The organism is Mesorhizobium sp. M0894 (assembly GCF_040319725.1).
Taxonomy (GTDB): domain Bacteria; phylum Pseudomonadota; class Alphaproteobacteria; order Rhizobiales; family Rhizobiaceae; genus Mesorhizobium.
In genome coordinates this window covers 152,299-177,691 of the sequence record NZ_JAMYOG010000012.1, presented here as the reverse complement: position 1 = coordinate 177,691, position 25,393 = coordinate 152,299, and the positions used below count along the sequence as shown (strand labels likewise).

Genomic DNA, 25,393 nt, shown 5'->3' with positions numbered 1-25,393 from the left:
GCATGGGCGGTAGGTTTGCCGAGTGACTCAAAGATTACCCAAAAACGCAACTATCATAGAGGTCGCTCGCCGGGCCGGGGTGAGTTCCGCCACGGCCGGGCGTGTTCTTGGTGACTACGGCTACAGCAGCCCCGAGGTTCAGGAGAAGGTGCGGGCCGCAGCAGCTGAGCTGGGCTACCGCCCCAATCGCCTTGCCAAAGGTCTGATCACCGGTAAAACGCAGACTATCGGCGTTGTGGTTGGCGACATCGAAAGCCCATTCTACGCCAGCGTGCTGCGCGGAATAGGGGATGTCGCGCGCCGTGGCGGCTTCGGGGTTATCGTTACGAACAGTGATGAAAATGCCGAACTCGAGCAAGAGGCGGTGCAACTGCTGCTGGAAAAGCAGGTCGACGGTTTAATTGTCTCATCGACCTTCGTGGACGAGCCGGATCATCTTCGTGAAGCAGTCGCGGCTCGCTGTCCCGTCGTGCAGTTCGACCGCATGGTGGCGGGCCTGGAAACCGATTCAGTCGTGGTCGACAACGTTTCTGTAACGCATAGCAGCATCGCGGCGATGATAGCGGCCGGACACAGCCGCATCGGAATATTGGCGGAACTCGGGCCGGGCCAACGCGACGATGTTGGCTCGTTTGTGGCAAACGTTGATCTCTCCAGCGCTGATCTTCGCTACCATCATCCAAGCTGGCAGAGACTATTGGGTTATCTCGAAGCCCATCGCGCCGCGGGCATTACGCCGGATCCGCAGTTGATCCGTCGCGTGGCGGTCTATTCTAGCGAGGCAGCCCGCAAGGAGGCGCTCGATCTGCTGACAATGCGCAATGCACCGTCCGCTCTGTTTACGGCCGATGGTGTGATGTCGACAGGGGTTCTGGAGGCCATTTCCGCATTGAAGCTTGCGATTCCAGGAGACGTTTCGCTGCTCTGCTTCGACGATCTCGACTGGATGCAGTTCGTGACCCAGGGTATCACAGCCATCGCGCAGCCGGCACATTTGATTGGAGCGGCGGCAGCGGAGCTTCTCTTGAAGAGGTTGGCGGAGGCCACGTTACCTTTCGAGCACCGTGTCCTTGCGGCCCGCTTGGTGGAGCGCAATTCAATTGCAGTTCATCTCAACCGCGAGGCCGTCTGACCCGGCCGCAACGGTCTATGGCTGGGGCAGTCTCTAAGGGGCTCTGAGAAACGCACCGCGGCCGAGACGCGAGACTACAACCGTCATCACCGGCCCCGCTGCATCAGCGTTGCCACGACGGCTTTAGCCAAGCGGCTCGCATCACCGCAATGATCATCTCTGAGTTGGCAATGCATCCTAAAATAGATGTCTACGCTGCGTCCCTACCCCGATATGGCCAGCCAGAAGGGGCTGCGCGGGGCTGGGCCATAGCCGGTTTTCCGATCCTTGGCTCGAACCGGGGCGTGGCTGACGGAACTCTTAGTTTAGATAAGGCTTATGTACAAATGTCGCTCCATTGGTTTTCACCGTCGATTCCCGTAAAGACCGGCCGTCCCGGCGTCATCTACCAATGCAGCAACGTCGAAGGGCCGCTGAGCAGCTCCTGAAGTGGAGCAAGCGCGGCCCTAAGTGGCATAGCGCGGTGCAACTCTGCATGGATGCAATGATCGATCAGGTGAAGCCCGATGTGGTTCGCAGAGCGTTCCTTGAGGCCGCCAAAGAGGAGGGAAAGCTACTGCCGCCGTAGCTCTTGTCTCCGAAGGAAGCTCATTCCATATCAGGCACGTCGCGGCTGACGAACAATGTCGTCGGCTCGCCGTATTCGCCTAATGCAGGGTTAGCATCGCGCGACCACGGCAATGACGCCAGCGTGTTTCGCCGCCAAGCCTCTCGCAGCCCATACCGCCCGGTCCTCGGTCTGGGAGGCTTCGGCCTGTGAATCGGCGTGCAAAATCGGCGTCGAATTTTGCACGCCGATTCACAAGTGTTGCCGTCGGGTCATGATGATCTCCCTTCGCACACTTTGCTTTGCTCGGCACGAGCTGGGTTGCGTTCCGCTCAGCCCAACCGTCGACCGCCTCGAGCCGCATACCGCTGTCGTCGAGACGTCAGGCGTCCCGCGCACGACCAGCCCTCCGTAAATGTCGTCTCGAACTGTTCCGGCGACGGAACGACCGTCTTCATTTTGGTGTCCATGCGCTGGCGTTCAAAGAGATATAGCCGCTACCTGAGATACTCGCTGTCGAATCCGGCTGTTTCGACCAGCTTCTTGCGGTTGATCACCTCTACATGGCCTGACTTGAAAGAGACGAGATCGGCCTTGCGCAGCTCCCTTAACGTTCGGTTGACGTGAACCGTGGTCATTCCGAGGATGTCGGCCAGTTCATGCTGGGCAAGAGGACACTCATATCTTCCATCAACCGACAGCTCAACCATGGAGAGCCTCTCTTCCAACTCCAGCAGGAAATGGGCGGTACGCCTCATCGCGTTCCGTCGCCCGGTATTTGTCAGATGTTCGGCAAGGATGGCGTTCAGGCGCGCCAGCGAACAGGCGATCTTCTTCCCGATTCGGCCGTCCGACAGGATGGCCTCGACCAGTTCCTTACTGGAAATTTCATAAACAGCTAGTTCGGTTATGGACGCCAGCGACGCAAGACGGGGTCCGTCCAAGCCACGGAAACCGACGACATCCCCTTTGAGGGGAGTGTCTATGATCTGCCGCTCTCCGTCCGGCAGTGCCTGATAAAGTATGCCCCAGCCCGATTTTACAATGAATATCTCACTGTTGTCGTCCTCCTGCCGGCATATCACCGAATGGGGTTTATAGATTTTTGCGGTAACACCGAGAAAATTGTTGTTCCCCCACTCATTCTTCGACAACGTCCCCCTATGGGATGAGAGCACATGAACTGCAATAGTGTCTGCATGGAGAATCGCAAGTTTGCTTCTGTTTCCACACGACTGACAATAGTATCTCCCGGATAAATCGACAGAACGACCTCTTACCCTAGGGGCGGGTTTGCCTACTGTCCTCGTCTGTTTGGTAAACTGCGTTTAACTTAGGGTGTACAAGGGCGGTTAAGTCTCCGGGTTAAGGTCCGGCAACAGGCTCCGAACCGCCAATCACCTTGCCGCGCAGTAGTACGGCTTGGTTGTGGGATCGGGGGATCGGCGAACGCATGCACATGGTCGAGATGAGCGAAACTTACCTGGATCGTCTGCCGGCCGAACTGTCGGGGGGGTCAGAAGCAGCGCGTTTGCGCCCGGGCGTTGGCCGCCGATCCGGAACTCATCATCTGCGACGAAATCACGTCCGCGCTCGACCAGATTGTGCAAGAGGAAATCCTCAAGCTCTTAATGCGGCTTCAGCGCGAACTCGGCATGAGCTGCATTTTCATCACCCATGACATTGCCACCGTGCGGGCGATCGCCGACGAAATTGGGGTGCACCAAGGTAAAGTCGTTGAGCGGGCATTAAAGAGCGAAATTCTCACGCCGCCGCACGGCCCCTATACCGAGCGGCTTTTATCCTCCGTGCCGGAAATGGATCCGAACTGGCTCACAAGGCTGCTGGCCAGCCGGAGGATGTGATCGTCGGGCGGAGCGTTGCGTGTCTTCCATATCGCCACGCCTTACAGCCTCGCGGTCGGCCTTCGGAACAATGCCAGAAATTTTGATGGTTCTCGCCCACGAAAAAGCCATCACGGCAGCAGGGACGAACTTGCGCTTTTGCGCATATTGATCTCTATCAGCAGCGATACCCAGCGCGCTCCTGCATCGGCTCGACGGCCGCAACCACCAGCTCAATGACGACTTGGCCGAGGTTGCCGCCGGTGTCCGCGCTTTGCTATAAAATCCCCCTATGTCACGAGAATGAGTATCAATCCGCCGCGCGAGTTGATGTCCTGGCGTCGTTCCGGGCACCCGTGCGCCAAATTCGGTCAGACGCCAGGCGCCGAAACGGGCGGGTCCACAGGCAAAGAGGGCAGGGCACTCGGCAAAGCTGCGCTCTATGGCAAACGGATAGCGGGCATTGCCCTTCAATGCGGGGATAGCGCCCCTTTGCCGTCGTTCGGTTTTCTGAGAGCATGATTGAGTACGTGCGATCCGGAGCCGATATTCCATGCCGACAAGAATCGATGCTAGTGAAGCGCGCCGGTGGTTTGCCGAAGATCTGCGTGTCTCATCACCTGTCTTGCACAACCCTGCGGTCATCGAGGCCTTCGCAAAGGTCCCGCGCGAACACTACCTTGGCAACGGGCCTTGGCGTATCCATTCGAGATTGCAAATCGGGGCGGTCCATACCAGCCCTTCAGCCGCACTTCATGAGATTTACCACGACGTTCTGGTCTTGCTTGACGAAAAACGCGGACTGAACAGCGGCTTGCCGTCGCTTTGGGCATTGGTTTTCGACCATCTGAACATCACTCCCGGCCAGACTGTCCTTCAGGTGGGCGCCGGTGTCGGCTATTTCACCGCCATCCTCGCTGAACTAACGGGTTCTGAAGGACGCGTGATTGCATATGAGATCGACGAAGAACTGGCTCGGCGTGCGCAAAGCAATCTTGCTCATTATGCCCATGTAGAAGTGATATCAGGTGATGCAACGCAGGCAGTTGATCTGCCAAACCTCGATGTCGTGGTCGCTTTTGCCGGCGTGACGCACGTGCCGGAACGGTGGCTTTCAAATTTGTCCGACGCTGGCCGGATGGCACTGCCGTTCACAGGTGAGGACCGACGAGGTTTCATGATGCTTCTGGAAAGGGTCGGCGATACGTTTCCCGTACGGTCACTTGTGCCATGCGGGTTTTACCCCTGCAGCGGAGCTAGGCGCAGTGACGAAGAAAAGGCCTTGATGGCCGCCCTCAAGGCTGCCCGAGGCAAGGTCACCCGTCTCGCGCAATATCATCCAGGCCGACCAGCAAATGGCCTCGAGAACGCTTGGCTGGTGACCGACACATACTGGATTTCGAAAGCCTAGCGATCGATATCAATCACGCGTGTCGCCGTCGTAGGGTGTGGCACGCATTGAAGGGCGTTCCACGAAGGATCTATACCATCGTGTCAGTCGTGGCCTTCCCTGCAAGAAGTCGGGCAGTCCCCGGAATTCCAGCCAGCTTAGACAAGTGGCGAGCGCGATGTGGCCGACATGGAGCGGTGCGTCGAATTCGACCTCGCGTTCCACGAAGTTATAGGATTCGATGAGCTTCATCGTCATGCCTGCGCCCAAGGCAGGATAACGCAGATGTTCAGGGCGGCGCTCGTTTTCCCAGCGGATGGAAATGCCTGCGTCGCACATGCCGCCGGCGAGCGCCTGGAGGCGCAAGGCGGACCATTTTGCTCGCCCTGTTTCGGGGATGAGCCGAGGACTGCTTTCGAGACTGTCGAGATAGCTGCAGATTACGCTCGAATCGAAGATCGCATAGCCGTCGTCGAGAACGAGAGCGGGCACCTTGCCAAGCGGATTGATCGCAAACACATCATCGTTGCGATTGGTGGGGCTCGTCTCGTGATGAATGACGCGCAGACGTCCGGCAAGCCCGGCCTCGTGGGCAAAGACCAGAACCTTGCGCGCGTAGGGGGAGTGGGTCTGGTAGATGAGCTTCATGGACCCGTTCTGCGTTGAGTCTGAAGCGTGGGCATCTCGAGCAGTCCGCGGCCCAGCCGCTCTTTTGTTCAATGGTCCGGGGTTTGGCGCCATCGTCATGCGTCCTTCTCCAGTTCGGCCTCGGTCACGATGATCAGCACCCGGCTCGATTCGTCGAGCGCAAGCTCCCGCGATGGGCCGGAAGTCGCGACGGCGGTGGCGAGGCCGGCGAGGCCGGCCGCACCCGACGGGGTTGTGCCTGGACCGTTTGCCTCGCGAAGTCGGCTCTTCGCGTCGGCAAGCGCCGCTTCGGACACGGTTATGACCCGAGCGTTGCCTTGGCGGAGTACGTCGAGCGCCGATGCGGCTGCTTCGCCACAGGCGAGCATGTCTGCCGACGTCTTGAGATCGCCGGATATCCGCACGGACCGTGCTTGCGACAGCCCGGCCGCGACGCAGGCTGCGGCCTCTGGTTCTACTACGACGATCATGGCTGGAGGCATCAACCAGTCCTTCAGCCCAGTCGTCAGGGCGGCGGCAAGTCCGCCGACACCGGCCTGCACGAAGAGGTGGGTTGGCCTCAGATGGCCGATCTCGTTGACCTGGCGACGAATTTCCGCAGCAAGCACGCCATAGCCAGCGACGACATCTGCTACAGCTAGGTCGTCCGGGTCGCTAGAGGTGTCGGCCACCAGAATGCCTTCTCCGGCCCGGGCCGCCGCGGAGGCCCGATCGACGGCATCGTCGTAGGTGCCGTCGACCCACACGATTTCGGCGCCTTGTGATTCGATACGCCTGACCCGCGCCGCAGGAACGCCCGTGTGGAGGTATATTTTTGCCGTCCCACCGGCAAACTTCGCCGCCGCGGCAACGGCAAGTCCGTGATTGCCGGCGCTGGCCGTGATTAACGCCGGCAACGGCGTCCTGGCCCGCTCTGGATCGAGCAATTCGTCGATATCCATCCCGGTAGCCCGGGCCAGAGCACACAGACCAGCATAAGTGCCGCCGAGGGACTTGAAGCTGCCCAGGGCACGGTGTCCCTCGTTCTTGGCAAGCACCTGGGCCACATCCAGGCTCGCAGCGAGGTTTGGCAGGTCGAGCAACGGTGTCGGTGCATAAAATGGCGACAGGCGCTGTAACAGCGCCGCGATCTGATCAGGGTCAAGGCCCGGCTGTGTGTCTATGGCCATGAGGCGAAGTTCTATCCCGGAAACCACGCCGGTTGGCGCCTATTATCGTTGCTCGCCTGCCTGATTTCGTCATACATGCCTGTCCTCATGACGAAAACTGCCGTCCTCGATCGCTTCGACTATGTGCTGCTGTCGCTGGTTCAGCGCGACAACCAGATCCCGGCGCGGCGTCTCGCCGAGCAGGTCGGGCTTTCCCAGAGCGCGGTTCTGCGCCGCCTGCGCCGGCTGCGGAAGGATGGCGTGATCGCAGCAGACATTGCCGTCGTTCGCCCGGGGGCCGTGGGCCTGCCGCTAACCATCCATGTGCTCGTTTCCCTGGAACGGGAGAGCGCTGTCGAGTTGGACGCCTTCATCGGCAAGCTTCGCGGGCGCTCGGAGGTTCGTCAGGCTTGGTATGTCACCGGTGAAACCGATTTCGTGCTCCTCCTGCAATTGCCAGGGATGGAGGCGTACGATGTCTTCACGCGGGAAGTCTTCCACGCCGATTCGAACGTGAAGGCGTTTCGCACCATCGTGACGATGAGAGAAGTGATCGGCGCAGCCGATGCGCAGCCGCTATCCACTGCCTGAGTTTGTGGCGTGGCCCCAGCAAGGTCATTGCCCTTTTGACCCGTAATATCAGTCAAGGGCGCGAACCAGGTTGAAGGTCGATATACGCGTTCCCGTATCTACTCACCCGCCCCACCGCGAATGTCTGCACCTGGCCCAAATTAGTTCCGCCAGTGCGTAGAAAGAGACTCTAGTACGACGGGTACATCGCATGGCAATTTGTGATAGCAACGCTGATCGCGTCTGGTGCCGGTCGGTGGGCGGTTGCGGCTCGTTCCGGCATAGTGATCGTCGCGGCAGCGAGCGGCATGAATTTCGGAAGGGATATGAGAGCCAACATTTCAGGATCTCCCGGTGACGAGGCGCACTCTACGCGGACCAGAATCAAAGAGGTCGCGGCCGAGTTCTATGTCCTACGCGGCCACGATGGTTTCAGCTTCGGCGATATAGCGACGGCAATCGGCACGACGCGCGCCAACATCCATCATCACTTCGGCAACAAGCGTCAGCTGATGGAGGAATTGATCGCAGACTTCGCCGCCAACGCCGAGGCCCGCATCAAGCGCTTCTGGACGACCCCCGATATCCGGTTCTTCGACCGTCTCGATATGCAGCTCGAGGATCTGCGCCGTTTCTACGAACGTTTCAATGCTGAGAAGGGAGCCCGCAATATGTGGAGCCCGCTTTCGCGCCTTCGCCACGACCTCCCGGTTCTCGGCGAACCAGCGGAACGTGCCCTGGAGCGCGTCAACCGGGTCTATGATCAGAGCCTGCGTCATGCGGTAGACCAGGCGGTGAAGGACGGAGAGCTTTCCTCCCACACACTCAGCGACGAGCTCGTGCACATGCTGCGCATTACCCTTCTGTCCTGTCCACCAATGACGCAGGACACCGGAAGCTTCGACGAGGTCGCCAGGACCTTCGCAGCGCTCGCCGCGATCATCCGCGCCGCTTGGCATGATGCGGGGAAGGGCTCGGGTCGAGGCTAGACATCCAGTGGATCAAAGCGAGGGTGAGTTGACAGCCTTTGGCTTTCAAGTTACTTACTTGCAGGTAAGTCAGCCCATGATGGCGACGAGGCGCGTATTAGGGAGGATCACGTGCTGCGCGATGACGCATTCACTCGTTTCGAGGTCAGCCCCTTCACTGGAGCGCTCGGTGCAGAAATTCGTGGGATCGATCTGGCGAGCGCGAGCGAGGATGCCTTCCAGGACGTTCGCCGCGCGCTCTACAAGTATCATGCGCTCGCCGTGCGCGATCAGGAGCTTGACGCCGCCGGCGTCCACAAGGTCGCCCGCCGGTTCGGACCATTTAGCGGCAATCCGGTGCACACGCCGATCGACGGCTTTAACGATATCGTGCGCTTCGTGCGCGAGCCGGACGACACGGGCAAGGTGATCGGCGAGGACTGGCACATGGACCTCGCCTGGCTACCGAAGCCGCCGGGCATTACGATCCTCTACGGTGAGGAGGTGCCGCCGGTTGGCGGCGACACCTGCTTCTCCAGCCTCGAGAAGGCATATGACTCGCTTTCGCCGCGGCTGGTCGAGATCCTGCAAGGCCTGACGGGCGTCCATAGCGGCCGCGGGGTCTTCGCCATCAACGCGGCCCACAGCCGGCTCGGCGTCAAGGCCGATGTCGAGGCGATCGAGAATGCCGTCGTCGAGCATCCTGTGATCTGTCGCCACCCCGAGACTGGCCGGCGCTATGTCTTCGTCAGCAGCGTGATGACCAATTTCAAGGGGATGACGGAGGAAGAAAGCAAGCCGATGATCGACTTCCTGATGGCGCGGGCTGTCCGGCCCGAGTTCAACTGCAGGCTGCGTTGGGAACCGAAGACGCTCGGTATGTGGAACAATCCCCATGTCCTGCACACCGCCATCAACGATTATCCCGGATATCGCCGGGTGATGTACAGGACAACGGTGGAGGGCACCGTTCCACTTGCCGCCAGGGACGGCTGACGCGCAACCGCTCAGGGAGGAGCAATGGCATTTGGTTCCGAGGCATCCGTCGGCCACAGGGGGGAGGGGACGGCGGAAGCGGCTGGCGAGACCAAGAGGCGGCGCTTCGCGTTTTCGCCTGCCTACCTCTATGCGACGCCCGTACACCTCCTGGTGCTTGGGATCATCGTGCTCCCCGCCATCTTCGTCCTGTGGCTGAGTTTCGAAGCCTCGTCATTCGGCCAATCGGCAACCTTCGTTGGGTTCGATAACTACATCCGCGTCCTCACCGATCCCTATTTTTGGTGTTCGGTCTGGAACACCGTCCTCGTCGTCGCCGTGGCGGTTCACATCGAACTGCTGCTCGGCCTTGGCCTGGCCCTGCTTTTCGCTTCCGGGCTTCCCCTCCAGCGCGTCATGCTCGTCGTGGTGCTCGCTCCCTACGCCATCAGCGAGGTGACGGCGGTCGCAATGTGGCGCTTCCTGTTCGATCCGGACGTCGGCCCAATCACGCTAATGCTGCGATACACCGGTCTGCCGACGCTCGACTGGACGTTCATCCCTTCCCACGGCCTCGTCCTCGTCGGCCTGCTCACGATCTGGCTGCACCTGCCATTCACATTCATCATCCTCTATGCGGCACGACTCGCGGTTCCGAAGGAGCTCTACGAGGCTGGGCGCACCGACGGGGCCAATGCGTTCCAGCTCTTCCGCAACATCACGCTGCCGCTCCTGGCGCCAGCGATGCTCATCGCGCTGCTCTTCCGCTACATCTTCGCCTTCCGCCTCTTTTCCGAGGTCTGGCTCCTGACCCAGGGCGGCCCGGCACGCACGACCGAGGTCGTTTCCGTTTATCTTTATCAGGAAGGCTTCCGCTACAACTCGTTCGGCACGGCGGCCGCGACGGCGTGGATGATGGTCGTCATCTCGCTGCTGCTTGCGACTGGCTATGTATGGCGGCTGCGCAAGGAATCCCTGGCCAATGCGTTCTAGGCGTCTCGCCATCGGTGCCGGAAAGATGCTCGCTGTTGCGGCAATCGTCGTCTGGTCACTGTTTCCGATCGGCTTCATCGTGCTCTCGTCGTTCAAACCCGGTCGCGAGATTTTCGCGGTTCCACCGGAGCTCTTCTTCGAACCGACCTTGGAGCACTACGCCTCGCTGTGGCAGCGCTGGCCGGCCTTTTTCGACGGGCTCGTCAACAGCCTGATCATCACCACCGGGGCGACGGCGCTTGCCGTCATGGCAAGTATGCTCGCCGGTTTTGCCTACTCACGCTATCGGGGCGTCCGTTTCCTGGAAGGATCGGTGATGTTTCTGATCGGATCGCGGCTGATCCCGCCGATCGTCGTGACGCTGCCACTGTTCCCGGTCGTCAATCGGCTCGGGCTCAACGACACCCATCTGGTGCTGATCCTGCTCTACGCGACGTTCTTTGTCTCGCTCGGCACGCTCTTGATGCGCACGTTCATCGATCAGGTACCGCGCGAACTCGACGAGGCGGCTGTCCTCGATGGCGCGCGGCCGCTGACGATCCTTGTCAAGATCATCTTGCCGCTCGTAGCGCCCGGCATGCTCGCCGTCGCCGTCTTCGTAGTCGTCTTCGCGTGGAACGAGTTTCTGTTCGCCTATATCTTCACCGCCAACCACGCCAAGACCGCGCCTCTGGTCCTTTCGGAGATGATCAGTTCGATCGACGGCGTCGACTGGGGCGTGCTCTTTGCGGCCTCTACCGTCCAATTGCTGCCGGTTCTCGTCTTCGTGGTCCTGATGAACCGGTTTCTGGTCGCCGGATTGACCGCCGGCGCGACCAAGGGGTGACGACGTCACCGAGAAAGGGAGGAAGACAATGCCTTTGCACATGACACGCAGAGCCCTGCTGACGACCGCGATGGCCGCCGGCGCGACGGGCGCATTGGGTCGGTTGGCCCATGCCCAGGTAAAGACGCTGAACGTGCTTTGCCATCGCGTCCACCAAGCCAACCTGACGACCGGCGCCGCCGGCAATGTCATCAAGCCCTGGGAGGACAAGAACAACGCCCAGATCTCCTGGACTACGCTTGACAGCAATCCGCTCCAGGACCGGTTATTCCGGGAGGCGAGCCTGAGCGAGACCGATTTCAACGTCGGCTATGTCATCGACAACCGCATGACGTCGCAGATCGCCTCGCTGTTCGAGCCGCTCGACGACCTCAAGAAAGCCGAGCCGATCGACGATTTCGACGATATCGCCGAGGGCCTGCGCCAATCGATGACCGTCGGCGGCAAGCTCGTCGGCATCCCCGTGCGCCATGCCACGCAGGGGCTTTTCTACAACGAGGAGCTGCTTCAGGAGGCCGGCATTTCGGCGCCACCGAACACATTGGAGGAGCTGGTCGAGCAGGCGAAGAAGCTGACCTTCACCTCCAAGTCTGGTACGCCGGCCGTCGGCATGATCCTTGCGAGCGACCTCGCCGTCTTCCCGGTCATGTTCGCCCGCGCGTTCGGCGGTGATTTCATCGACAAGCAGTTCAAGGTGGTTCCCGATCCGGAGGCGATGGAAAAGGGCCTGTCCGTGCTCGCCGACCTCTTCAAGGCCGGGGCGCTTCCCCGCAGCTACGCCACAACGCGCAACGACGACATGGCGACGTGGATGCAGCAGGGACGCGCTGCCTTCGCGGTGCTGCCTTTCGCCCGCTACGCGCAGCTCAACAGCAAGGAACAGTCGACTGCGCCGGGAAAGATCAAGCCGATCGAGTTTCCCGGCTCCAAGACCCTCGGCACCGGTCAGGAAATGCACCCAGTCGTCGAATCCTGGGCAATGGCCATTCCCGCCAATTCGGCGGACAAGAGGCTCTCCTGGAGCTACATCCGCTTCGTAGCGAGCAAGGCCGCCACACTCGACATGGCGCGCAACGGCAATGGCCCCGTCCGCGCTTCGACCTATGCCGAGCCGTCGTTCGCCGGGGCGCTGCCACAGGCGACGGTCGAGGCAGCCGCCCTTGCCAAGGCGCGACCGGCCTTTCCGGCTTTTCCCGAAGCCGCTCGCGCTCAGTCGACGTTTCTCGAGGAGGTTCAGCTCGCCGTCCTCGGTCGCAAGAGCCCGAAGGAAGCGGTCGCCGCCATTGTCGATCGCGTCAAGCCGCTAATGCCAGCTTGATCGTATGGACTGACGTGGCCATGTCGCCTGCTACTTGCCAGGCGACCAACCGGCGAGGATCAGCGCGGTCGTAAAGTCGTCGTCGGGTGAGGCGGTGTTCCATGGACCTGAGTTCGATCGCGCGAGCTCAGGACTGCTTAGCAGTGCGCTGGCGGCAGACAGCAGGTTCAGCGCGCCGCCACCGATATCCCACCACGCGGCCTAGGCGCCTGGGCGATCGCGTGATGCAGGCCTTACGGCGAGGCCACGCCTTGGCGCACGAGGATCATCAGCGACTCCAGCCGCGCGACGTCCTCTGGGCGAAAAAAGCTTGACGACATCATATTCGGATGCGTTTACTTCGTCCGTAACTAGGATATAAATTCCATTACTATGGAACAGAGCGAAGGGAACCAAGATGAAGCGTTTCTTGCAAATCGTCGCTTCACTCGCCGCGCTTATGCTGCCGGCGACAGGCGCTGCCTGGGCCGAGCCCGCTAGAGGTGGAGTGATTGATGTGGCGACCATTGGGGAGCCGCCGACACTGGATCCGATGGCCTCGACCGCCGATCTGGTTGGCATTGTCACGCAGCACATCTACGAGACGCTCTATACCTTCGACAAGGACTGGGGCATCACGCCGCTGTTGGCCGCCGAAATGCCACAGATTTCACCGGATGGCCGTACCTACACCATCGCGCTCAGAACCGGCGTTAAGTTCCACGACGGCAGCGATATGAATTCGGCCGACGTGGTCGCTTCGCTGCAGCGTTGGATGAAGATTGCCACGCGCGGCAAGCAGGCAGCCGAAGTCATCGCCACGGTCGACGCCGTTGACGACCACACCGTCAAGCTCACCCTGAAAAAGCCGTTCGCGCCACTTCTGTCGCTGCTCTCACTCAACAATGCGGCCGCAATCATCATCCCGTCCGAAAACGTGGGACAGGAGCCGCTGACCAGCTTCGTCGGTACCGGCCCCTATATGTTGAAGGAACGCAAGCCGGACCAGTACATCCAGCTTGCCCGGTTCGACGGCTACAAGTCGCGCGACGGCGAACCCAACGGCTATGGTGGCGCCAGAAAACAGTATCTCGACGAAATCCGTTTCGTGCCGGTTCCCGATGCGAACACGCGCGTCGAAGGCGCTGTCTCCGGCCAGTTCGCCTATGTTGACTCGCTGCCGGTCGAGTCCTTTGACAAGATCTCGGGTGGCAAGACCCAGCCGGTCATCTTGAAGCCGTTCGGTTGGCCGGTATTCGTCCTCAATACCAAGCAGGGGCTGAATTCCGACATTCGCATCCGCAAGGCGATACAAGCAGCGCTGGCGCCGAACGACATGCTGCTCGCCGCATTCGGATCGAAGGAGTTCTTCGCAGCCGACGGCGACATGTATCCCGAAGGCTTTGCCTGGCACACGGACGCCGGCACCGAGCCCTACAAGCCCGATGGCGACACTGAGGCGGCTGCGGCGCTGCTGAAGGAAGCCGGCTATGACGGCAAGCCTTTGCGCATCCTCACCAGCCGCCAATACGAGTTCCACTACAAGCTGGCGCAGGTCGCGGCCGAGTATCTGAAAGCCGCCGGCTTCCAGGTCCAGCTCGACGTGGTCGAATGGGCGACGCTGACCAAGAACCGCACCGACCCGGCGCTGTGGGACATCTACATTAGCCACAGTCCGTTCCTGCCCGAGCCGTCGCTGACCGGCATAATGTCGGACTCCTCTCCGGGTTGGTGGGTTTCGGATCGCAAGCACCAGGTGCTTGAGGCGTTCAACGCCGAAGCCGATCCGGCCAAGCGCGTCGCGCTGTTCGCAGATGTCCAGAAGGCGATCTACGACGAGGTTCCAGCGTTCAAGGTCGGCGACTTCAACGCCTTGGCCGCCCAGGCCCCCAAGCTGAAAGCCGTGACGCCGGCGCCATGGCCCTATTTCTGGAACGCTTATCTGGAAGGCAACTGAGACGGTCCTGCTTTCCGCCTCCACTCAACGACAGGCGACCGGGTGCCGGCCGACAAAGCCGGCGCCCAGCAAACCGTTCGATGGTTGCTCAGGGATGCTATAACGCCGATGCTGCACTCAATCCTCAACAGACTTCTCGGCATGATCGTCGTCATGGCGCTGGTCGTCACCATCGTGTTCGTCATCGTACGGGTGACGCCCGGCGATCCGGCGGCAGTTATGCTGGGTCCAGACGCCACCGCCGCCGATATAACCGCGCTGCGGTCCAAGCTCGGGCTCGACGGTTCCATCCTCGAACAGTTCGGGCGCTACGTTCTCGATGTCGTCCAAGGCGACTTCGGCCAGTCGATCTTCCTCGGCGAGCCGGTCACGACCGCGCTCGCCCAACGCGCCGAACCGACGTTTTTTCTCACCGTCTTCTCCCTGGTAATCGCAACGCTCATCGCGCTGCCGGTCGGAATCCTGTCGGCCTATAAGCGCGGCTCTATCTTCGACCAGGCAGCAACCACCATTGCCATGTTCGCAGCCAGCGTGCCGAGCTTCTGGCTCGGCCTTGTGTTCATTCAGTTCTTCGCCGTGAAGCTCGGCTGGTTCGACACATCTGGCTATGGCGGGCCGGGAGCTTCGTTTGCCGACCGGCTTGACCATCTGGTGCTGCCGGCGCTGGCGCTCGGTCTCATAAGCTCGGCACTGATCACCCGCTTCACGCGTGCCTCGATGCTCGACGTGCTCAATGACGACTATGTGCGGACCGCCCGATCCAAAGGCATGAGCGAATGGCGTGTGGTGCTGAAGCATGCCTTCAGAAATGCCTTGATCCCCATCCTCACCGTCATCGGCCTGACCGCGGCACTGCTCATTTCCGGTGCGGTGGTGACCGAGACGGTGTTCGGCCTGCCCGGCGTCGGCAGCTTGGTCGTCTCGGCGGTGTTACGGCGCGACTATCCGGTTATCCAAGGCGCGCTGCTGGTCATTGCCGGGCTGTACGTCCTGGTCAATTTCGCCATCGACATGCTCTATCTGGCTGTCGATCCGAGGGTTCGCTACTGATGGCCGCTATCTCGGTGCCGCTCCAGGCGGAGCCAAATATGCTTTCGCGGCTGATGACGCGGCCGACGGCGGCGGTGGGCATCGCCGTACTGATCGCCATCGTGCTCGCCGCGATCCTCGCGCCGGTCATCGCCCCCTACGCACCGACTAAGCTCTCCATTGCCAGTCGGCTGCATCCGCCGAGCCTCGACCACCTGTTCGGCACCGACGATCTCGGGCGCGATATCTTTACCCGCACGCTCTACGCCGCGCGCACTTCGCTGGCGGTCGGCTTTGCTGTCGTGATCTTCGCCTCGATCATCGGTGTCGTTTTGGGACTGACTTCCGGCTTCTTCAGAAGGCTCGACGCGCCGGTGTCGCGGTTGATCGACGCCATGATGGCTTTTCCCGACATATTGCTCGCAATTGCACTCGTGGCGGCACTTGGCGCCACCGCCGTCAATGTCGTGGTCGCCCTCGGCGTGGTTTATGCGCCGCGGCTCGCACGCGTCGTGCGCGCCTCGACGCTGGTCATTCGCGAACTGCCCTATGTCGAGGCGGCCCGCGCACTCGGCGTGCCGACGCCGATTATCCTGGTGCGGCACGTACTGCGCAACGTCACCTCTCCATTGCTGGTGCAGGCAACCTTCATCTTCGCCAACGCCATCCTGGCCGAGGCCGGTCTGTCCTTCCTCGGCGTTGGCATATCGCCCGACATCCCGACCTGGGGCACAATGATCGCCACCGGCCGTCAATACATGGATCAGGCCGGCTGGATCATGATGTTTCCGGGCGGCGCCATCGTCATCACCGTGCTGTCGCTGCAGCTCGTCGGCGACGGCTTGCGCGATCTTCTCGACCCTCGTCTCGCAAAGGACATCTGATGTTCAGCAATCGCTCTTCCCAAACCGAAAGGCCGCTGTTGATCCGGGGCGCAAAACCAGTCGGCTTCGGCGGCGAGTTTGGCCAGACGATCGACGTGCTGATCGGCAAGGATGGCCGTATCGCCGAAACCGGTTCGACCATTGCCGCCGGCGAGGATGTGACGATGCTTGACGCCAATGGCGCGTTCCTGTCGCCCGGCTGGACCGATCTTCACGTGCATGTCTGGTACGGCGGCACCGACATTTCGCTGCGGCCGCAGCAATGTGGCGCCGCCCGAGGCGTCACCACGATGGTCGATGCCGGCTCAGCCGGCGAAGCCAATTTCCACGGCTTTCGCGAGTTCATTATAGAGCCGGCGCGAGAGAATATATACGCGTTCCTGAACATAGGTTCGATCGGTCTCGTCGCCTGCAACCGTGTCAGCGAGCTGACCGACATGCGCTCGATCGACATCGACCGCACCATTGCAACCGTCGAGGCCAACCGCGACGTCATCGTCGGACTGAAGGTGCGTGCCAGCCACGTCATTACCGGCGGCTGGGACCTGACGCCGGTCCGGCTGGCGAAGAAGCTCAGCCGCATCCTCAAGCTGCCGCTGATGGTGCACGTTGGTGAGCCGCCGCCACTCTATGACGATGTTCTCGGCCTGCTGAGCGAAGGCGACATCGTCACTCATTGCTTCAATGGCAAGGCCGGCGGCTCGATCATCGAGGACGACGATCTTTATCGGCTCGCCGAGGATGCGGCGCAGCGCGGCATTGTGCTTGATGTCGGCCACGGCGGCGCCTCGTTCTCCTTCGATGTCGCCAAGGCGGCGCTCGAGCGCGGTCTGCCGCCGAAGACGATCTCGACCGATCTGCACAACCGCTCGCTCGACGGCGCGGTGTGGGATATGGCAACCACCATGTCGAAGCTGTTGTCGCTCGGCATGGCATTCGACGATGTGGTGACGGCCTCGACGACGGCGCCGCGCCGCGCCATCCGGTTGCCCGCCGACGGACTGCTGGAAAAGGGCAGGCCGGCAGAATTCACTTTGTTCGACCTCGCCGACGCCGAGCTCACCGTGAAGGATTCGCAAGGGGCGACAAGTACGCTGCACCGGCTGTTCGAGCCTCGCCACGCTATCCTCGGTGCCGAGGCGATCATTGCCCACCGCCACCTGCCGCCGGAAGGTTCTGCGGGCAGTGTGCACGTCTGTCCGCATTGCGGGTGGAAATCATGAGCGGCGCGATCGCCAGCGACGTCATCCTGTCGGTTCGGGACTTGCGGACCTGGTTTCAGACCCGCCGTCTTACCGCCAAGGCGGTCGATGGCGTCACCTTCGACCTGAAGCACGGCAAGACTCTGGCCGTGGTCGGAGAATCCGGTTCCGGCAAGTCGGTGACCAGCCTGTCGATCATGGGCCTGCTGTCACGGCCCGGAAGGATCGCCGGCGGCCAGATATTGTTCCGCGATCGGCAGGAGCGTGTCCACGACCTCGCCGGATTTACCCAGAAGGAATTCCGCAAGGTCCGCGGTCGGGAAATCGCGATGATTTTCCAAGAGCCGATGACCAGCCTCAACCCGCTCTTAACGGTCGGCGATCAGATCGGCGAAATGATCGCGCTGCACGAGCCGGTGACCCGGGAGCAAGCGCGCAGCCGTGCGCTCGCCATGCTGAAGCATGTCGAGATTCCGGACGCCGTCTCGCGGCTCGACGACTATCCGCACCAGATGTCCGGCGGCATGCGCCAGCGCGTCATGATCGCCATGGCACTCGCCTGCAGTCCGTCGCTGCTGATCGCCGACGAGCCGACTACGGCCCTCGACGTCACCATCCAGGCGCAGATCCTCGATCTCTTGCGTCGCCTGCAGGTCGAGATGGGCATGTCGATCCTTTTCATCACCCACAATCTCGGTGTCGTCGCCGAGATCGCCCATGATGTCGTCGTCATGTACGGCGGCCGTGTCGTCGAGCAGGCACCGGTCAACCACCTGTTTGCGCACCAGCGCCATCCCTACACGAGAGGGCTGCTGGCCTGCACGCCCAATGCCGCGCGCGACATCGGTGACGACGGCAAGCGCCGGGCGCTCTATTCCATTCCCGGCAGCGTGCCGCCGATCACCGCATTGCCGCCGGGTTGCGCCTTCGAGCCGCGCTGTGACTTCGCCATTGCGCCCTGTCGCGCGGCACCGCCGCCATTGATGCCGGCAGGACTGCACGGCGCTTCCCGTTGCATCAGGAGTGCAGAGCTGTGAGCGCCGGGGTGATACCAAGTCGTGCGGCGACTGCGCCATTGCTCAGCGTGCAGGGTCTGACAAAGCACTTTCCCGCCCGCAATGGCCGCATCGTTCATGCTGTCGAGGATGTCAGCTTCGATGTCGGACGCGGCTCGACGGTCGGGCTGGTCGGCGAGTCCGGCTCCGGCAAGACCACCGCCGGGCGCGCCATCCTCAGGCTGGTGGAGCCGACCAGAGGCAAAGCGCTGTTCGACGGCGTCGATCTGTTTTCGCTGTCCGCACGTGAAATGCGCGGCTATCGGCAAAAGCTGCAGATCGTGTTCCAGGATCCATTCTCCAGCCTCAACCCGCGCATGCGCATCGCCGCCATCATCGGCGAGGCACTCGACGCGCGCGGCTTTCCGCGAGGCAAGCGACGTGCCGACAGGGTCGCCGAACTGCTGACCCTGGTCGGCCTGTCGCCTGATCACGCCACGCGCTACCCGCACGAATTCTCCGGCGGCCAGCGCCAGCGCATCGGCATTGCACGCGCGCTCGCCGTCGAGCCGGAATTCGTCGTCGCCGACGAGCCGGTCTCGGCGCTTGACGTGTCGGTGCAGGCGCAGGTGCTCAACTTGCTCGGTGAGTTGCAAAAGCGGCTCGGCCTGACGCTGCTGTTCATCGCGCATGACCTCTCGGTGGTCGAATACCTTTGCGACGAAGTGGTGGTGATGTATCTCGGCCGCGTCATGGAGCGTGGTCCGAGCCGTCTTCTCTACGCCGCGCCGCGGCACCCATACACCAAGGCATTGCTGGCGACAGCACCCGTGCCCGACCCGACCCGCCGACGCACTCACGTCGCCTTGCGTGGTGACATTCCAAGCCCGATTGACCCGCCTTCCGGCTGCGTCTTCCGCACCCGCTGTCCGGACGCAATTGCTGCCTGCGCCGGGATCATTCCGCCCGTCGACGATATCGGCGGCGGGCATCACGTGGCCTGCATCCGGCACAACCAAAAAACGATCTGATTGGAGTTTGTGTATGACTTTTTCCGAGCTCATGAAGCGACCGGAAAGCACGCCCTACGACCGGCTTTTGGCGCTTGGAATAACGCTGCCCGAGGCGCCGCCGCCGATCGCCAATTTTGTCACACACGTGCAGGAGGGCAAGCTGCTGTTCCTGTCCGGCCAGGGGCCGAGTGAGGCCGACGGCCGGGTCTATACGGGCAAGGTCGGTGCCGACGTGACCGTGGATCAGGCCTATGCCCATGCGCGGCTGACCGGTGTCAACCTCATTGCCGTCATGCACGCAGCGCTCGGCGATCTGTGCCGCGTGCGACGTGTGGTAAAGCTGTTCGGCATGGTAAACGCCACGCCGGATTTCGCCGATCACCCCGCAGTGATCAACGGCTGCTCGGACCTGCTCATTGACGTTTTCGGCGAGCGCGGCACCCATGCCCGCTCTGCGGTCGGTCACGGATCACTGCCGGGAGGGATCAGCGTCGAAATTGAAGCCGTCATCGCCGTTGATTAGTCGCATCGAATAGTCGGAGCACAAGACCATGCCTGTCGAAGATATCCGCAGCCAGTTGGGCCTCAGGCCCGTCATCAACGTCTCAGGCACGATGACCTCGCTCGGCGCCTCCATTGTCGTTCCCACGGCTGTCGAGGCTGTGTCCGGCATTCTCACCGAGTTTGTCGAAATGGCCGATCTGCATCGCAAGGCCAGCGCCGTGATCGCCGAATTGACGGGCGCGGAGGCCGGTTTCATCACCGCCTCCTGTTCCGCGGCAATCAGCCTGGCCGTGGCGGCCAGCATGACGGGCCCGGACCTTGCCGCGATCGAACGGCTGCCGGATACCGCTGGACTGAAAGACGAGATCGTCATCCAGTCCGGCCACATGGTCAGCTACGGCGCACCGATCGAACAGGCGATCCGTCTCGCCGGCGCCAAGGTCGTGCCGGTCGGTCAGGCGACCAGCGCCTCGGCGTATCAGCTCTCAGGCGCTATCACCGAGCGCACTGCTGCAGCAATCTACGTCGTGTCGCACCATGTCGTCGAGTATGGGCAAATCCCGCTGAAGATGTTCGTCGAAACCGCCCGTGCACGCGGGGTCCCGGTCATCGTCGACGCAGCGTCCGAATACGATCTGGCGGGCTTTCTCGCCAGCGGAGCCGATCTGGTGCTGTATTCGGGTCACAAATTCCTGGGCGGCCCGACATCCGGTATCGTCGCAGGCACGAAGGCGCGGGTGCGCGACGTCTACTTGCAGAACCGGGGCATCGGGCGCGGCATGAAGGTCGGCAAGGAAGGCATCGTCGGTGCGCTCGCTGCTCTCCAGGCCTGGAAAACGCGTGACCATGAGGGTATTCGCGCTCGCGAACGCCGAGCGCTCGACTGCTGGGCGCAAGCACTCGAGGGGCGGCCTGGCGTCACCGCCGCTATCGTACCCGACCCGACCAGCAATCCGCTCGATCGCTTGAAGGTGTGGGTGAATGCCGCCGAATCGCGCATTACAGCCTGGGATCTGGCCGACCGGCTGGCAGCTGGCAATCCGCCGGTGGTCGTCCGCGATCATGAAGTCGAGCACGGCTATTTCTTCCTCGATCCATGCAATTTGCATCCCGACGAAGAATTCATTGTGGCGGCACGGCTTGCCGAGGAGCTTGATGGCGCGCGCAAGTCGAATGCGATCATCGCCACACCATGGAACGAGCGTCTCATGGCCCGCGAGGCTGCGATCCTCAACTGGCCGGATTGAGGCTGGCTGTGGTAAATGCCCCGGCTGCCTTACAGTGCCCGCAAAACCGAGAATGCCATGCCCACGATAGCGCCCGACCTGCACCTGAACCCCGCCGAAGACCCGCGGGAACCCCGCCGCTCGCGCACCAGCGGTATCGACCGTGCGCTGCAGATACTCGACTATCTGCAAAAGCAGGGGCGGCCAGCAACTGCATATGAGATTGCGCACGACATCGGCGCCCCCCTGTCGACGATCTACGTCATCGTCGACGATCTGGTCGAAAAGGAACTGCTGGACCGCAAGGACGGCGGCCTGCTCTGGCTGGGTCCGCGGCTCTATCAGTACGGCCTGACCTACGCTCGCACATTGGACCTGCTCAACGTGGCAACGCAGGAGATGCACGAACTGGCTCAGAGTTCGAAAGAGACGATCCAGCTATGCGGCCGTGACGGTGACCATATGGTCGTGCTTGCGATGGAAGAGGGCAAAGATCATTTCCAGGTTACATCTCGCGTCGGGACCCGGACGCCGCTGAACTGGACCGCGTCGGGTCGGCTGCTCGTCGGCCATTTGCCGGAAGCCGAACGCCGCGCCATTTTCGCTCGATCCGCGATCGCATCTCCGACCGGACGCGCCGAGACGGACGAGGATGTGCTCGCTCGGGCGGCCGCCACAGCACTGGAGCAGGGCCTGTCGATCCAGGCTGGTGAATCTGACTTTTCAGTTGCCTGCATTGCGGCTCCCATCCGTGACAACCAAGGAGCCTGCCGTGCCACGATCTCGATCGTCGTCCCGGATGTGAAGCTGAAGCAAAAGAACCCGGATTTGATTACGATGGTCAAGATCAGTGCGCGCCGCATCGAGTCGCGGCTCGGTTGGCGAACCGACCGGCCATAACGAACGCCCGGCGCGAGTTGGCAAAATCACGGGATGGTGCGTTTCTGCACATCCCGCTCACCGAACCAGAAATGATCCCATTGGGCTCAGCAGCCCGTCCAGACGAAAATTTGACGCATTGAACCGACGGGCGCCGAGTCTCCAGCCGTTCCAATCAAGCCTGCGCTCGCATCTTCAAGCTGGCCGATCTGGTGGTTTTCGGTGCCTGACAGGCTTGAGCAGTGAAACGAGAATGTGCTCTCTGGCCTGTTGATCAGACGCTCCCGTCGTCAGGCAACCGAGTACAGCGTCATCGCTGCATCAAAGCCGCGCTGACCTCTCGGGTCGAGGGCTGCCCTGATCCCCAGGGATCCGGGGCCCCGTGCGGTGTGGCCGCGCGCGCCGAGCCTCGCGTCGCCGAAGAGGCCCGAGGCGATGTCGAAGCCCAGAGTGTACATGCCGGGCGGCTCTGCAGTGCGGGCAGCCTTAAAGGCATCCGTCGAGGTCTTCTCCGCGATCTTCGCGCCGACGGTCGCGAGGCCGAGTTGCGCATTCCGGGCGACAATGAAGAACGCTGAATCCTCGCAGCCAACGCGCTCGTCAGCATCAAGGCCATCCATGAAAAGCTGCTTTCCCGGGCCCCATAGCGTGTCTGCTCCGGGCATCGCGACGCCAATATCAAACCCGGTCTTGGCGGGGCCGTCTGGCTCTAGTTCTCGCATCCCGCTCAACAACGCGTCGCGGCTGACCATCATTTTTCCCTTGTCTGCATAAACGCTTTTCAGCCCCTTCGCGCCTTCCGGAAATGGATCGGGCGTCAGCCCTTGCGGGAAACGCCGGGCCGGCGTCTGCTTCGCGGCGAAATCAACCGGCAGGCACGCTGTTTTAGGATCGTTGATCGCCGCGGCGGCGGCTTGCGCGATGATGTCTATATCGACTTGGAAACCACGGAATGCCTCCTGAACCATCTGCAGGGTTGTCGGTGCCGTGAAGGTGAACTTGCCTGGATTGAGCGTAATGAAGTCCATCAGGTTCATCTGGTCTAGCCGGCTGCTGCGCTCCTTCGCGCACTCAACCAGAACATCCTGGGCTTGCCGGACCTGCGCTGCGTTCGGCGGGATCGGTCCATCTGCGATGGAGATTGGAGCTAGGGTGACGAAATAAGGAACGGCATTGGCGTTCGGATCGGTCTGGAATGCGTTCAGCCATTGCTGGAGAAGCCCATACATCTGGCTGGGATCCGTTACGTCCCCCATGATCAGATTGATCGGGCCGCCTTCGTGGTAGACGGTCGTGCGCACGTCTTCATGGAAATGCCTCTGCCATTTTCATCTTGGCGTCGGCAGAAAACAGCCCGTAGGACCCCGACAACTCCATCGAAACGGCTTGGGCCTCCTCGGAACTGGCTGTATCCATCTGCAGGACGGCCAGGAACATCCCGCCGCGTCCTACCCCGTTCACGAACATGTTCCCGTAGCGTGATTGGAAGAGCTCGGGATTGCTCGATATCGCCGCCGCCGAGCCGCTCAGCTTTGGTTCGTCGATGCCGTGAAAGGGCAGCGTTACTTTGGCGGAGATGAGCAGGAACAGGGAACTGCTCTGGATCTTGGAACTTTGGGCGAAGTCAAACCTTCCGGACGCGGAGAAGCACCCGCACCCGCCGCTCGCTTCGACATTGATGCTCAGCGACTTTTCGAGTTCGGCGGTGGTGTGAATACGGCGTATGTCGAATGAAGATATGGACCCCATTGCATCGTCGACGCCGGAAAATGCGCCATCGACGACATGACCCATCGGACTACCCGTCGCAAGATCGACACCTTTTTCATAGTCGTAGCCGGGAGAGTAAGGTACGGTTACTTGAGTAAGCATTTCAATCTCCTGATGGGCCTATTGGCATTACTCTTAAATAAGCCAGTTCAGCAGAGTATAATCTGCATGATTCTATCTGGCCGCCAGAGTGCAGTCTAAGGGGCTAGTTGGCGGCGTCCTCCCCACATTCCTAGCAGGAAGGCTCAAGCGTCGTCGGGAGGCGCTACCCCAAGCCATCTGTCGAGTTCCCGTTTCGGAACCAAAATTACAGGGCCGGGCGCTCCGCCCCGGGAACAGCTCCCAGACGTCTTTGATGTCCATGACCTTCTCTGCAAGGTCTTCAAAGAACGGTCCGACCGGAACCGATCCATGCATGTCAAGAAGCTCGATCGGAACCGGATCGCTCGCCGAGCTTGAGTTCGGAGCAGTTCCTGGCGCGGAGAGGCCACCCTCGCCGGAGGCACCAGACATCCAAGGCGGAGCAGGCGCGATCCTGCTTCGAGTGCGGATCGCGCATGCTAGAGCTAGTCTGATACGGATTGGACGAGGATGGTGATGTCGTAACTGGCATCCGCGCCCTGCACGTTTTTCACGGTTTGGAAATCCATGATCGCGGACAGGTCGATCATCCCTATCTCGTCATCGCCTGAAAGGTCGGTCTCGATAATATTAAGGTAGAATTCACCGGCTGGAACGATCTGTTTGATGTCGAGATTGTAGTCGTTTCCCGGAGTGAAGGATCCAATCGGGAAGCGAACAGGACCCATCACTCCAACAAGGTCGTCAGAACCTGTATAATCGTTCGTCGAATGACATTTGATGCGGCTTATGTTCAGTGAGTAGGGACGCATGGTCATTGCTCCATCAACTTGTTGCGAGACGGAATGCTCACCTGCCCGAGCTTACGAATGGCTTACGGGGTGGTCACGGCCCGCTGCTTTCTGCTCGCTGAGGTGTTGTCGGCGACCGTGGACATCACCCGATGCCTGTCGCGCGGTCAGTCAATCCGGTAAATGACGTAGTAGGCCGAACCCTCAATCGCTGAGCGGGCGATCTTGGCGATTGGACCCATGCCTTGTTCTTCCTTGTCCATGGTGACGGAGCCGAGTGGATCGTTGCCATTAAGAGGGCCGTCTTCATCCCAAAGAGAGAGATTCTGGCTATACTCGAACGGCAGCACGAGGCCAGGTTCGAACGACTGGTCCGCATTGACTTCCCTGGTGGCTCCGGGAGAGGGCCAGACAGCGTCATCGACATTGCCTTCAGTCCCGGTGGTGATGAACAGGTTGTCCGGATCGGCCCGTATGGCGTCGATCGCTCCAAGAACGCTTGGCAGTGACTTGATCCCTTGCAGCAGGCTGCCGGCGAAGTCGTTCTGGATGAATTGCGGCGTCAGGCCCATGATGGCGTCGACTAGCGCCTGGTTGGCCGCGAAGTCGGTTCCGGTGGCGGGCTGGACACAATAGATGGTTTGAACGGTTGCGGTCGGCATGGTTTCCTCCATGAGTTGGAACGATGCCGACAGTGACCGAGCCGCGCTTACGTTTGGCTTAC

Annotated in this window: 26 protein-coding genes; 19 read left to right on the top strand and 7 right to left on the bottom strand. The window is 61.3% G+C overall.

Annotation, left to right across the window (positions count from 1 at the left end; translation table 11 throughout):
- The first annotated feature begins 22 nt into the window (after positions 1-22).
- Positions 23-1,132: a LacI family DNA-binding transcriptional regulator gene (locus NKH91_RS22605; protein ID WP_023718505.1), complete on the top strand. Its 1,110-nt coding sequence runs from the start codon at positions 23-25 to the stop codon at positions 1,130-1,132.
- Between the two features lie 391 nt (positions 1,133-1,523).
- Positions 1,524-1,700 (top strand): DUF982 domain-containing protein, encoded by a 177-nt coding sequence (locus NKH91_RS22600; protein ID WP_023718504.1) that lies wholly within the window; start codon positions 1,524-1,526, stop codon positions 1,698-1,700.
- A 476-nt stretch (positions 1,701-2,176) separates the two neighbouring features.
- Here the strand turns inward: NKH91_RS22600 and NKH91_RS22595 are convergent, their stop codons facing one another.
- A complete protein-coding gene (locus NKH91_RS22595) occupies positions 2,177-2,833 on the bottom strand; it encodes a Crp/Fnr family transcriptional regulator (protein WP_352483670.1) in 657 nt (218 codons plus the stop codon).
- A gap of 390 nt (positions 2,834-3,223) precedes the next feature.
- Here NKH91_RS22595 and NKH91_RS22590 point away from each other — a divergent pair, with 390 nt between their 5' ends.
- Both NKH91_RS22590 and NKH91_RS22585 read left to right on the top strand, forming a co-directional pair.
- On the top strand, positions 3,224-3,544 hold the full coding sequence (locus NKH91_RS22590; protein WP_023718503.1) for an ABC transporter ATP-binding protein: 321 nt from the start codon (positions 3,224-3,226) through the stop codon (positions 3,542-3,544).
- 532 nt (positions 3,545-4,076) lie between these two features.
- Positions 4,077-4,934 carry a protein-L-isoaspartate O-methyltransferase family protein gene (locus tag NKH91_RS22585; RefSeq protein ID WP_352496637.1) on the top strand — a complete coding sequence of 286 codons (858 nt, stop codon included), beginning with the start codon at positions 4,077-4,079 and terminating at the stop codon, positions 4,932-4,934.
- A gap of 9 nt (positions 4,935-4,943) precedes the next feature.
- Here the strand turns inward: NKH91_RS22585 and NKH91_RS22580 are convergent, their stop codons facing one another.
- On the bottom strand, positions 4,944-5,561 hold the full coding sequence (locus NKH91_RS22580) for a glutathione S-transferase family protein (protein WP_352848346.1): 618 nt from the start codon (positions 5,559-5,561) through the stop codon (positions 4,944-4,946).
- Between the two features lie 95 nt (positions 5,562-5,656).
- On the bottom strand, positions 5,657-6,730 hold the full coding sequence (locus tag NKH91_RS22575) for a pyridoxal-phosphate dependent enzyme (protein WP_031193821.1): 1,074 nt from the start codon (positions 6,728-6,730) through the stop codon (positions 5,657-5,659).
- Between the two features lie 87 nt (positions 6,731-6,817).
- Between NKH91_RS22575 and NKH91_RS22570 the strand changes: the two genes are divergently transcribed.
- The 15 genes from NKH91_RS22570 to NKH91_RS22500 all read left to right on the top strand — a co-directional run bounded on the left by NKH91_RS22570 (position 6,818) and on the right by NKH91_RS22500 (position 22,048).
- A complete protein-coding gene (locus NKH91_RS22570) occupies positions 6,818-7,300 on the top strand; it encodes an Lrp/AsnC family transcriptional regulator (RefSeq protein WP_023718499.1) in 483 nt (160 codons plus the stop codon).
- 263 nt (positions 7,301-7,563) lie between these two features.
- Positions 7,564-8,268, top strand: coding sequence for a TetR/AcrR family transcriptional regulator (locus tag NKH91_RS22565; protein ID WP_352588814.1), 705 nt, complete (start codon positions 7,564-7,566; stop codon positions 8,266-8,268).
- A gap of 111 nt (positions 8,269-8,379) precedes the next feature.
- On the top strand, positions 8,380-9,243 hold the full coding sequence (locus tag NKH91_RS22560; protein ID WP_023718497.1) for a TauD/TfdA dioxygenase family protein: 864 nt from the start codon (positions 8,380-8,382) through the stop codon (positions 9,241-9,243).
- Positions 9,244-9,267: 24 nt separating this feature from the next.
- Positions 9,268-10,215 (top strand): carbohydrate ABC transporter permease, encoded by a 948-nt coding sequence (locus NKH91_RS22555; protein WP_023718496.1) that lies wholly within the window; start codon positions 9,268-9,270, stop codon positions 10,213-10,215.
- Entirely contained in the window at positions 10,205-11,041 is an 837-nt protein-coding gene (locus NKH91_RS22550) for a carbohydrate ABC transporter permease (protein ID WP_023718495.1), read from the top strand. The genes NKH91_RS22555 and NKH91_RS22550 overlap by 11 nt, the downstream gene beginning before the upstream one ends.
- Positions 11,042-11,069: 28 nt before the next feature.
- Positions 11,070-12,359 carry an ABC transporter substrate-binding protein gene (locus NKH91_RS22545; protein WP_023718494.1) on the top strand — a complete coding sequence of 430 codons (1,290 nt, stop codon included), beginning with the start codon at positions 11,070-11,072 and terminating at the stop codon, positions 12,357-12,359.
- 397 nt (positions 12,360-12,756) lie between these two features.
- Positions 12,757-14,295 carry an ABC transporter substrate-binding protein gene (locus tag NKH91_RS22540; protein ID WP_023718492.1) on the top strand — a complete coding sequence of 513 codons (1,539 nt, stop codon included), beginning with the start codon at positions 12,757-12,759 and terminating at the stop codon, positions 14,293-14,295.
- Positions 14,296-14,403: 108 nt separating this feature from the next.
- Positions 14,404-15,345 carry an ABC transporter permease gene (locus tag NKH91_RS22535; protein ID WP_023718491.1) on the top strand — a complete coding sequence of 314 codons (942 nt, stop codon included), beginning with the start codon at positions 14,404-14,406 and terminating at the stop codon, positions 15,343-15,345.
- A complete protein-coding gene (locus NKH91_RS22530; protein WP_023718490.1) occupies positions 15,345-16,208 on the top strand; it encodes an ABC transporter permease in 864 nt (287 codons plus the stop codon). The genes NKH91_RS22535 and NKH91_RS22530 overlap by 1 nt, the downstream gene beginning before the upstream one ends.
- On the top strand, positions 16,208-17,431 hold the full coding sequence (locus tag NKH91_RS22525) for an amidohydrolase/deacetylase family metallohydrolase (protein ID WP_023718489.1): 1,224 nt from the start codon (positions 16,208-16,210) through the stop codon (positions 17,429-17,431). The genes NKH91_RS22530 and NKH91_RS22525 overlap by 1 nt, the downstream gene beginning before the upstream one ends.
- Entirely contained in the window at positions 17,428-18,447 is a 1,020-nt protein-coding gene (locus tag NKH91_RS22520) for an ABC transporter ATP-binding protein (protein WP_023718488.1), read from the top strand. Before NKH91_RS22525 ends, NKH91_RS22520 begins: the two co-directional genes overlap by 4 nt.
- Positions 18,444-19,436: an ABC transporter ATP-binding protein gene (locus tag NKH91_RS22515; RefSeq protein ID WP_352483667.1), complete on the top strand. Its 993-nt coding sequence runs from the start codon at positions 18,444-18,446 to the stop codon at positions 19,434-19,436. The genes NKH91_RS22520 and NKH91_RS22515 overlap by 4 nt, the downstream gene beginning before the upstream one ends.
- Before the next feature lie 13 nt (positions 19,437-19,449).
- Entirely contained in the window at positions 19,450-19,941 is a 492-nt protein-coding gene (locus NKH91_RS22510) for a RidA family protein (protein ID WP_023718486.1), read from the top strand.
- A gap of 28 nt (positions 19,942-19,969) precedes the next feature.
- A complete protein-coding gene (locus NKH91_RS22505) occupies positions 19,970-21,169 on the top strand; it encodes an aminotransferase class V-fold PLP-dependent enzyme (RefSeq protein WP_023718485.1) in 1,200 nt (399 codons plus the stop codon).
- Positions 21,170-21,226: 57 nt separating this feature from the next.
- Positions 21,227-22,048, top strand: a complete 822-nt coding sequence (locus NKH91_RS22500) for an IclR family transcriptional regulator (RefSeq protein WP_023718484.1) — start codon at positions 21,227-21,229, stop codon at positions 22,046-22,048.
- A 269-nt stretch (positions 22,049-22,317) separates the two neighbouring features.
- Here the strand turns inward: NKH91_RS22500 and NKH91_RS22495 are convergent, their stop codons facing one another.
- From NKH91_RS22495 to NKH91_RS22480, 4 genes are all read right to left on the bottom strand, one after another.
- The gene (locus NKH91_RS22495; RefSeq protein WP_023718483.1) at positions 22,318-23,328 is read right to left on the bottom strand and encodes a hypothetical protein; all 1,011 of its coding nucleotides are present in this window, start codon (positions 23,326-23,328) and stop codon (positions 22,318-22,320) included.
- Between the two features lie 4 nt (positions 23,329-23,332).
- Positions 23,333-23,899: a hypothetical protein gene (locus NKH91_RS22490; protein WP_352885412.1), complete on the bottom strand. Its 567-nt coding sequence runs from the start codon at positions 23,897-23,899 to the stop codon at positions 23,333-23,335.
- 464 nt (positions 23,900-24,363) lie between these two features.
- On the bottom strand, positions 24,364-24,696 hold the full coding sequence (locus tag NKH91_RS22485) for a hypothetical protein (protein ID WP_023718481.1): 333 nt from the start codon (positions 24,694-24,696) through the stop codon (positions 24,364-24,366).
- Between the two features lie 140 nt (positions 24,697-24,836).
- Entirely contained in the window at positions 24,837-25,331 is a 495-nt protein-coding gene (locus NKH91_RS22480; RefSeq protein ID WP_031193811.1) for a hypothetical protein, read from the bottom strand.
- Positions 25,332-25,393 lie beyond the last annotated feature (62 nt).